Source organism: Mesorhizobium sp. M7A.F.Ca.CA.002.05.1.1, from assembly GCF_003998335.1.
Lineage (GTDB): Bacteria > Pseudomonadota > Alphaproteobacteria > Rhizobiales > Rhizobiaceae > Mesorhizobium.
The window spans coordinates 1-10,343 of sequence record NZ_RZQI01000125.1 but is presented as its reverse complement, the minus strand read 5'-3'; the positions used below and the strand labels follow the sequence as shown (position 1 = coordinate 10,343).

At 63.4% G+C, this 10,343-nt stretch carries 7 protein-coding genes and 1 pseudogene; all 8 read left to right on the top strand.

All coding sequences use genetic code 11. The features are described 5' to 3' along the window. Positions 1–3,693: YadA-like family protein (locus EN939_RS09235; protein ID WP_127267773.1), on the top strand; the 3,693-nt coding region annotated here is incomplete at its 5' end. A 7-nt stretch (positions 3,694–3,700) separates the two neighbouring features. After that, positions 3,701–4,258, top strand: coding sequence for an invasion associated locus B family protein (locus EN939_RS09230; protein WP_127267772.1), 558 nt, complete (start codon positions 3,701–3,703; stop codon positions 4,256–4,258). A 13-nt stretch (positions 4,259–4,271) separates the two neighbouring features. Beyond that, complete coding sequence (locus EN939_RS09225) at positions 4,272–4,940, top strand: hypothetical protein (RefSeq protein WP_127267771.1); 669 nt, start codon at positions 4,272–4,274, stop codon at positions 4,938–4,940. A gap of 44 nt (positions 4,941–4,984) precedes the next feature. Then, complete coding sequence (locus tag EN939_RS09220) at positions 4,985–5,446, top strand: DUF4189 domain-containing protein (RefSeq protein WP_013529842.1); 462 nt, start codon at positions 4,985–4,987, stop codon at positions 5,444–5,446. Beyond that, positions 5,443–5,979, top strand: a complete 537-nt coding sequence (locus EN939_RS09215; RefSeq protein WP_236383471.1) for an invasion associated locus B family protein — start codon at positions 5,443–5,445, stop codon at positions 5,977–5,979. Before EN939_RS09220 ends, EN939_RS09215 begins: the two co-directional genes overlap by 4 nt. A 422-nt stretch (positions 5,980–6,401) precedes the next feature. Then, entirely contained in the window at positions 6,402–7,850 is a 1,449-nt protein-coding gene (locus EN939_RS09210; protein ID WP_127267769.1) for a TolC family protein, read from the top strand. A 39-nt stretch (positions 7,851–7,889) separates the two neighbouring features. Further along, positions 7,890–10,022, top strand: coding sequence for a type I secretion system permease/ATPase (locus EN939_RS09205; RefSeq protein ID WP_127267768.1), 2,133 nt, complete (start codon positions 7,890–7,892; stop codon positions 10,020–10,022). A gap of 42 nt (positions 10,023–10,064) precedes the next feature. Beyond that, positions 10,065–10,343, top strand: a pseudogene (locus tag EN939_RS09200) (biotin/lipoyl-binding protein); the annotation flags it as partial.

The following is a 10,343-nucleotide window of genomic DNA, read 5'->3' as shown; positions in this document are numbered from 1 at the left end:
GCCGTTGCCAGCGGCACAAACGCCTCCTCATTCGGGTCTGGAGCGAATGCGACGGGAGACAATTCCCTCGCCGCCGGCGTCAGCGCCAACGCCAGCGGGATTGCCAGCACAGCGCTTGGCATCGGCGCCGCATCCAGCGGCACCAATGCCGTCGCTGTCGGCGTTTCGGCGAGCGCGTCCGGGTTGAACGCCATCTATGTCGGCTCGCGCACCTTTGGAGCAGGCGCCAGCGCACAGAGCGCCATCGGCATCGGCACGGACGTGACGGCGTCCGCAGCCAACGCCATCGCGGTCGGTCTCCAGGCCACTGCGAACTCCGTCGACGCCGTCGCCATCGGCACCAACGCAAACGCAAGCGGGGGCAAGGCTGTCGCCATCGGTGCGGGCAACGTCGCTTATGGAGACGGCGCGGTTGCCATCGGCGATCCGAGCTTCGCCAGCGGCACCGGCGCCTTCACCGGCGGCGCAAACAACATCGCCAACAGCGACGGCACGGCGACCGCCACCGCGGCCAACGCGGCCAACGGTGCCGTCGCCATCGGCAACAACAACAAGGCGATCGGCCAAGGCTCAGTGGCGTTGGGCAACGGCTCCACGGCAGGTGCCGCCGGCCTCGCCGGGAATATCGCATTTGGCGATGGCGCGACGGCGGCGGCAAGCTCCGGCGACGTGGCGCTCGGCTCGGGCTCGGTGACCACCACGGCGGTCGGAACGGCCAGTGGGGTGGTCAATGGCACGACCTATGCCTTCCAGGGCACCAACCCGACCTCGACGGTCAGCATCGGCGCGCCCGGCGCGGAACGCACCATCACCAATGTCGCCGCGGGTCGGATCAGTTCGACGTCGACCGACGCCATCAACGGCTCGCAGCTCGCCGCCACCAACCAGGCCGTCGATGCCATCGGCGCCGTCGTCAACAACATCAATGTCGGCGGCGGCATCAAGTATTTCCATGCCAACTCGACGGCGGCGGACTCCTCGGCGACGGGCACGGACTCCGTTGCGATCGGACCCGTCGCGACCGCAACGGGGACGAACGCCATCGCGGCCGGTGTCAATTCGAGTGCATCCGACGCCAATGCGTCGGCCTTCGGCAGCGGCGCCGTCGCATCGGCGCTCGACGCAACGGCGATGGGATACATTTCCAACGCCTCTGGCCAATACAGCACCGCCATCGGCGCGAATGCCAACGCCACGGCGACCTCCAGCACCGCGATCGGCCAGAACGCCTTTGCTACCGGCCTCCAGGCGACCGCTCTCGGCATGCAAGCGAATGCCAGCGCCGCGAATGCGCTCGCGCTGGGTGCAAACTCGACCGCTGGCAACGCAGGCGACGTGGCGCTCGGCTCGGGCAGTGTCACCGACGTCGCCGTCGGCACGCCGAGCACCGTGATCAACGGCACGACCTACGCTTTCCAGGGTACCACTCCGACTTCGACGGTCAGCGTCGGCGCGGTCGGTGCGGAACGCACCATCACCAATGTCGCCGCGGGGCGGATCAGTTCGACGTCGACCGACGCCATCAACGGCTCGCAGCTCGCCGCCACCAACCAGGCCGTCGACGCCATCGGCACCACGCTCAGCACCATTGGCGGTTCCCTGACCGATCTCGGCAACACGATAAACAACATCGCCGGCGATACCTCGACCGCCTATACCGACGCCAATGGCGAGGGCATCCGCTACGCCCGCACCAACGAGGCCGGGCTGGCGCAAACCGATTCCTTCGCACAAGGGGTCGGCTCCACCGCCGTCGGCTACCAGGCGACCGCGACCGGCGACAGCGCGCTGGCGCTCGGCCGCGACAGCAATGCCAGCATCGACGGCGGCGTGGCGCTCGGTTCGGGTTCGGTTTCCGATCGTGCGATCGCTCCGACTACCGGGCAATTGCCCGCCGGCCCATCCAACTTCATCCAGTACAACACAACCGACAAGACGCTGCTCGGCGCCGTTTCGGTGGGCGATGCCACCTCGTACCGGCAGATCACCAATGTGGCCGACGGCACCCAGGACCAGGACGCGGTGACGGTGCGCCAACTCGCCGGCGCCATAGCTGCCGTATCGGTCACCTCGACCAAGTATTTCCATGCCAATTCGGCGGCGGTCGACTCGCTGGCGGTCGGGGCAGAGTCGGTCGCGGTCGGTCCGACCACGGTCGTCAACGGCGACAACGGCATCGGCATCGGCAATGGCGCCATTGTCGACCAGACAGCACCCGGCGGCACAGCGATCGGCCAGGGCGCCCATGTGATGCTGGCCGATGGGCTGGCGCTCGGCACCAATTCGCTGGCGTCCGGCATCCAGTCGGTGGCGCTCGGCGCCGGCGCCCAGAGCACCTTCATCAACAGCGTGGCGCTCGGTGCGCAGTCCATCACCACGGTCGGCGCGCAGGCAGGCTACACGGCCTTTGCGCTCGCCGGTCCGCAAACGTCGGTCGGCGAGGTGTCGATCGGCTCTGCCGGTGCCGAACGCAAGCTCACCAATGTCGCGGCGGGCTCTGCCGACACCGACGGCGTCAACGTTTCGCAGTTGCGCGGCGTGACGCAAAACGTCAGCAACCTGTTCGGCGGCGGCACGACCGTCAATCCCGACGGCTCGATCACCGGCCCGACCTACAACATCCAGGGCAACAATTATTCCACCGTCTATGACGGCTTCACGGCCGTCGACAATGCGCTGACCAGCATCAGCAATGGCGGCGGCATCAAGTATTTCCACGCCAACTCGACGCTGGCCGACAGCATCGCCGGCGGCACCAACGCCGTTGCGATCGGACCGGAGAGCGTGGCGAGCGGCACCGACAGCCTGGCCGCGGGACATGGCTCGACGGCCGCTGGGCAAGGCGCCGTCGCGCTCGGCCAGGGCGCGCAGGCCAACAATGCCAACGATGTGGCGCTCGGTTCCGGTTCGGTGACGCAGACCGCCGTCGGGACCTCCAGCACCGTCATCAACGGCAAGACCTACACTTATGCCGGAACGACTCCAACCGGAACCGTCAGCGTCGGCGACGCCGGCGCCGAGCGGACGATCACCAATGTCGCTGCCGGCCGCGTGTCTTCCGACAGCACCGATGCGATCAACGGCTCGCAGCTCTACGCCACCAATACGGCGATCGAGGATCTGAAAGCCGGCGTCGGAAACCTTACCGAGAACGCGGTGACCTATGACGCCCCGGGCGGCGTCAAGTCGAACACCATCACGTTGCAGGGCGGCGACGTCAACGCGCCGGTCGTCATCTCCAATGTCGGCCCCGGCGTCAAAGGGACCGATGCGGTCAACGTCGACCAGATGAACCAGGGCCTGACCGCGGGCAAGAGCTATACGGACAACCGCGTAGCCTACGCTATCGATACGTCCAACGACTACACCGACAAGGTGGCGGTCACGACCTTGCAACAGGCCAACGACTATACCGACCAGAAGCTCAGCCAGCTCAATTCGGACATCAGCGGCATCCGCGACGAGGCGCGGCAGGCGGCCGCAATAGGCCTTGCGGCCGCCTCGCTGCGCTATGACGACCGGCCCGGAAAGCTGAGCGTGGCGGCGGGCGGTGGCTTGTGGCGGGACGCAGGCGCGTTCGCCTTCGGTGCGGGCTACACCAGCGAAGACGGCCGCATCCGGGGCAATCTGTCGGGCACGGCCGCGGGTGGGCATGTCGGTGTCGGCGCCGGCATCAGCTTCACCTTGAACTGAGGCAGGAATGAAAGGACTTGTTGCCCTGACCTGCCTGGCACTCTGCGGCGGCCTCGTGCCGGCCGCCGGGCAGGTTGCGTCGACCTACAGGATCAAACCTTCGGACGTGGTGGTGCCGCCCGAGGTGAAGCTCGGCGACTATCAGCGCACCATCCGCCCATTCGATAACTGGACACTGATCTGCGACGAGAACCTCAAGGCCCGCAAGAAGGTCTGCAACGTCTCGCAGATCATCGAGGACGCATCAGGCAAGATGGCCTTCAGCTGGTCGCTTGCCGCCACACAGGACGGCAAGCCTTACATGATCCTGCGCACCGCTGCGAATGCCAGGAGCGATGGACTGGTGTCGCTGAAGTTCGATGGACAGAAGCAGCCGATCGACGTGCACCTGAACGGCTGCAACGAAATGGTCTGTGTCGGCATGTTGCCGGTCGGCCCCGTCATGCGCCGACAGATCTCGCAGAATGCGACACCGGCGATCTCCTATTCGACAGTCGACGGCCAGACGATCACCGTGACTGCAACGCTCAAGGGGCTGTCAGAGGCCCTTTCACCACTCAAATAATCGGGGCATCACCATGAGCCAGCAGGACCAGTTCACGTCCGCGAAACGCACTCCGGCCGTCGAGGCGGATCGGCAGAGGCGGGCCGAGCCCCCAAGGCGGCGCTGGCCACGCGTGGCCGGATATTCATTGCTGGGATTGGTCGTGGCGGGACTTGGCTTCGCCGCCGGGAACTATGCCGCGATCGCCAATCTGGTCGGCGGCGCGACGGCCGCACCTGCAGAAACTGCGGCGGCCCCCGTGCTTCCGGACACGCCCTTCCTCGAGCATGTCAAGCAGGCCGGTGTGCAAGCCTGCTCGACCGTCTATCCGGCGCTCGGACAGATTCTGACGAACGGCACGAAATACAGCGTCAAATCCCTGTGGAACGATCAGGCGGCCGACAAGCACGCCATTCAGGCCTTTGTCGGCATGGACTATGCATCGGAACGCTATAGCGGACCGGCCGCCGGCATCGTCTTCGCATCGCCCACCGCCACGGGTTGCGAAGGGGCGATGGTGCGGGTGGCGCCATTCGCCAGCCCTTGCGCCGACATCGCATCCATCCTGCCGCAGGGCAGCAAGATTACCGACCATCTCGGGCAGGTCGAGGTCTACGAACTCGGCGGCAATGCCGGTGAAGCGCTTCTCCTGCCGACGGGCAAAAGCTGTGTGGTGATCTCCCTCGCTTCGGCGGCGAAGTAGGACGCGAAGCGATTGAGGTTAAGGAAAGGATGCCGACCATGAGCATGAGATTGCAGGCTTTGGCAGTTTTGGGCTTGACCTTGTTGTGGAGTGGACAAGTCGTCTCAGCCGACCTTGTGGCCCCCTCGGAGCCGCAACAGGAGGAAAAAGGCATATGGGCGGCCATCGCCTATTCGCAGGCCGATAGCAAATACGGCTTCTTCTGGGGCGCCGACAAGCGGCAGGAAGCGAAGGACATCGCACAGAAATATTGCGAGAACGCGGGCGGAAAAGCCTGCAACGTCGTCACCGTCTTCCGCAACCATCGCCATTGGAATGATGACGACGAGACCGGCTTTCCCTACAAGCATTGCGGTGCGCTCGCCGTGGCAGACAAGGTGGAGAACCGTTTCACGCCCTGGGGCGTGAACTCGGCAGAGACCCGTCGGGAAGCGGAGGATCTCGCCTTGCAGGCCTGCGAGGCAACGGGAGAGAAATGCAAGATCCGCGAGTGGGTCTGCACATGAAGTCTGGCCCGAAGGCCGTCTCCGCATGTGGGGCAATTCTATTCTCGTTGATGTCGCCGGCGTTCGCCCAGCAACAGGTGGCGGCTGTCCCGGATGGACCGTCATCGCTGCGCGAGGTCTATCAGGACTGGAGTGTGACCTGTTCGGTTCGCGAGAAGGCGAGAGTGTGCTCGCTCGCGCAAGACCAGGTCCAGCAGAACGGGCAGAGGCTTCTTGCCGTGGAGATCGCGGCACGCCCGGACGGCTCGACGACGGCTACCTTGCTGCTGCCCTTCGGCATCCTGCTCGATCCGGGCGTGACGCTGCAGATCGACGATCAGCCGCCACTGCCCCCGCAGCGATTCAGGACCTGCCTCCCGACGGGTTGCGTCTCCGTCTTTACCGTCGATCGGCCGACGCTTGCAAAGCTGAGGGGAGGCTCGGTGCTGAAGCTCAATGTCACGACGGACGCCGAGACCCCGCTGAGCTTCCCGGTGTCGCTTCGCGGCCTGACCGCGGCGCTCGACCGCATGGTGGCGTTGAGCGCAAATTAGAGGTACGCGCTGACCAGCTTTTGGCCGTGATGAGCGACATGACGCGCACGCCGGCCGCCGCGACAGAGTATTTTTTGGACCCGGCACCCAAGGGGCATGCCTGAAAAAGCGTTCAACCTCCGGTTGGATTATCGACAACCGCTATCCGAACCGGCCATGATTCTGGGCATATCGGCCCACTGGCTTGCGATTTTCTGTGCTTTCCCACTGAATGGGGCGTCCGGATACAACCGCAGCGAGCCGAAGTTATGTGCTATTTTTGCTACATCTCGCAGCCTTGTTGCCCAAAAGGGCTATTTAGCGCCCTCTAAATCAATAATCGCTCACACATTCCGTGAATTTGTGGATAATCCACCGACGGGCAGGCCTTGGCTTGGTTAGCGCTCTGAAAAAGGACGCTGGGGAAACGTTAGGGTGGGATTATGAATACGACAAACATGTCGGCCATAGGCAGGCGCCTTGGTCTGTTGATGGCGGCCACCATGCTGACCTGCGGGGGCGCTCATGCGCTTACGCTCAAGGAGGCGATGGCTGTCGCGGTGGAATCCAATCCCGAGATTGGACAGGCGATCGAAAACCGCGAAGCAATCGAGTTTGAGTTGCGGCAGGCCAAGGGCCTTTACCTTCCCAGTGTCGATGTCGAGGGATCGGCTGGTGTTCGCCGGCTCGACAATTCCTCCCGACGCTCGCTGTCGATAGAGGACGATTCGCTCTATCCGGCGGAAGCGAATCTGGTGGTGACCCAGAAATTATTCGACAGCGGAGCTCGTCGCGCGGAATTGAACCGCCAGGCATCGCGCGTCGACGGAGCGTCGTTCCGGGTGCTGGAACGGTCCGAATTCATCGGGCTGTCCGTTGTCCAGGATTACCTCGAATACATGCTGCAGGCTTCGATCGTTTCCGAAGCCAAGAAGAATCTGGGTTTCCATCAGGCGATACTCGGCGACATCCGGCAAGGCATCTCAGGCGGGGCGCTGAACGAGGCCGACCGCCAACAGGCCGAGGAGCGTCTGTTCGCGGCCAAGGCCCGCATGCAGGAGGCGACCGAAGAGCTGGAAGCCTCCAAGATCCGGTTCTTCAAGACCGTCGGCAAGCCGCTGGTCAATGCTTCGCGGCCGGGTGATGTCGCCGCCGCGCTTCCGCGGTCACTGGATGACGCGATCGGCCTGGCACGACAGAACAATCCGCGCGTTCACATGGCCACCAGCGATATCGACGCCGCGGCTTCCCTGGTGGATGCGGCCCGGGCGAAATATGGCCCTGAAGTCATTGCTGAAGGTCGGGCCAGGGCAGGCACCGACATTGACGGCGACGACGGGGACACCAATGACCTGCAGGCGCGTCTGGTGCTGCGTTGGAATTTGTATCGCGGCGGCATAGACAAGGCCAATGAACAGGAGCAGATCCGCCGCGCCAGCGAGCAGCGGCTCGCCTATCATCAGGTCTTGCGCGAAATCGAGGAAGCCGTTCGCACCTCATGGGATCGCCGTTTCCGGCAAGCCGATCTGGCGAAGACCCTGAGGCAACAGGCCGCCGCCAATGAAAAGCTGGTCGCTTCCTATCGCGAGCAGTTCAAGGTTGGACAGCGCTCGCTGCTCGACGTGCTCGACGCGCAGAATACGCGGTTCAACACGGCAACGCTGGCGGATACCGCGTCCTACGCATCGCTGTTTGCCCAGTACCGGCTCCTGGCCGCGACCGGACAGTTGCTGAAAACGATGAATCTCGAGCCGGCAAAGCAAGCGACAGCCTATGCTCGCACCGAGTTTGCAACACCGGAAACCGCGGACACCGAGACCTATGCGCGGACGCCATCGGAGCAGAAGAACGACCTGCCATTCGATATCCTCGCCCCGGTGAGGAAGAAATAAGACGACGCAAGGTCCAGCGAGCGTCCTGACGGGCAGATCGTGAACCAGCAACCCAATATCCTCTCTCCCAAGGAGGCGTTCAAGGCCTGCTTCTCGGCCGTTGCCGGATATCTCGGCAGGCCGAGCGCGGAGACCGTGCTGTTTGCCGGCGTGCCGCTCTCGGACACGCGAATTGCGGCCGACGATATCAGGCACCTTGCCGAACGCATCGGCCTGGAAGTCACCGAGTTCAATCACCGCGATTTTCTCAGGGGGCGTATCGACCTGCCGGCAATCGTCTTTCGCGTCAGTCAATTGCCGGTTGCCCTGCTCGCTCTGGGCGAAGACGATGCTTATATCACCGCGCCCCAGGAAGACGGCCGCACCACGATCGGCCGATCGGAACTGGCCGCCAGCTACATCAGCGGCGGCGCTTCCTTCTCGATCACCTATGCCAATGCCGCCGAGACCATGTCGGTCGGCTCGGCGGCCAGGATCGAGCGGAGACATTGGCTTACGGGGACGATGGGCGCTTTCTGGCGCACCTACTCAAAAGTCGTCCTGGCGGCGGTGTTCATCAATCTGCTGGCCATAGCCTCGCCGATCTTCACCATGAACGTCTACGACAGGATCCTGCCGAACAAGGCAATATCGACACTATGGGTGCTGGCTCTCGGCATCGGCGCGGTCATCCTGTTCGACCTGCTCTTGAAGACGGCCAGGGCCTCCCTCATCGACTATGCCGGGCGCAAGGCGGATCTCCGGATATCCTATCTGCTGTTCGAGAAAGTGCTGAACTCGTCGCTGTCGGCGCGCCCCGGCTCGACCGGTGAATACGCAAACAGGGTCACGCAATATGAATTCGTCAGGGAGTTCTTCACCTCCAACACCATAAGCGTGTTCATCGACACGGCATTCGTCTTCGTCTTTCTCCTTGTGATCTATGCGATAGGCGGATGGCTGGTGATCATACCGGCGCTGGCCTTCGTGATGTCCGTCATCGTCGGCCTGATCACCCAGCGCCGCATCGGCAAGCGCGTCGCCGCCTCGATGAACGAAGCGTCGCAGCGCCAGGCCCTGCTGGTCGAATCCATCTCGACGCTGGAGACCATCAAGTCGCTGCGCGCCGAGGCGTATCTGCTGCGAAAATGGGGAGAGCACTCCAAGAACGCCGCCAACACGTCCGAGAAGATCAAGCAGCTTTCGGCGGCGGCGGGCAACATCACCCAGTCCATACAACAGCTGGTGACCGTCGCCCTGGTCGTGGCCGGCGCCTATGCCTTCTCGGAAGGGCATGTTTCGACAGGAGCAATCATAGGAACGGTGATGCTGGCGAGCAGGGCCGTGGCGCCGCTCGGCCAGATTGCCATAACGTTGTCCCGGTTTCGCCAGGCCATGCTCTCGCTGAGAATGGTGAACTCGATCATGGCTCAGCCGGAAGATCGACCCGACACGGTGGGCTTCGTCAACCGCCCCATCCGCAAGGGGGCGATGGTGTTCAGGAATGTCGGGTTTGTCTATCCAGGCTCGGAAAACGAAGTTCTGACCGGCCTGAATATCTCGGTCAAGCCGGGTGAGCGGATCGGCATCATCGGCCGCATAGGATCGGGAAAGACGACGATGGGGCGGCTGATCGGCCGGCTCTTCCTGCCGACTTCCGGTGAGCTGCTGCTGGATGGGATCGACATTCGCCAGTATCACCCGTCCGAGGTTCGCGCCGCGGTCGGCATCGTTGCGCAGGCCGGCGACCTGTTCTCGGGCACCATCAAGGAAAACCTCCTGATGGCATGCCCCGAGGCTACCGACGAACAGATCATCGAAGCGGCAAAGGCGGCCGGCGTCGACGATTTCGTTTCACGCCACCCGCGCGGCTACGACATGAATGTCGGCGAGCGCGGCACCAATCTTTCCGGTGGCCAGAGGCAGACGGTGGCGATCGCACGCCTGCTGCTGACCAAACCGAAAATCGGCTTTCTGGACGAGCCGTCGGGCTCGATGGATCTCGCATCGGAACGCCAGTTGATCAAGCAGCTCAAAGTCGCCTTCGACCGCGACACCACGCTGATCGTCTCGACACATCGCTTCAGCATGCTTGAGCTGGCCGACCGCCTGATCGTTATCGAACAGGGCAGAATCGTTGCCGACGGACCGAAGGACCAAGTCATACAGGCGTTGCAGAAAACAAGCGCCTGACAAAACAGATATTGCTGCATCCAATGCGTTGGGGCGTGGGAAATGCTTGCCAGAGAAGATCGACCGCCGCTGTTTGCGTCGGCGTCCATATTCATCATCGGAGCGCTCTTCGTGGTCTTCGTCGCCTGGGCGTCCTTTGCCGAAGTCGATGAGATCGCACGCGGCGACGGCAAGGTCATACCCGCTTCCAAGACCCAGATCATTCAGGCGAGTGAAGCCGGTGTCGTTCAGGAAATCGCCGTGACGATTGGCCAGGTGGTCAAGAAGAACGATCTCATCATCCGCCTGGACAACACGCTCAACACGTCCAGTCTCGGCGAG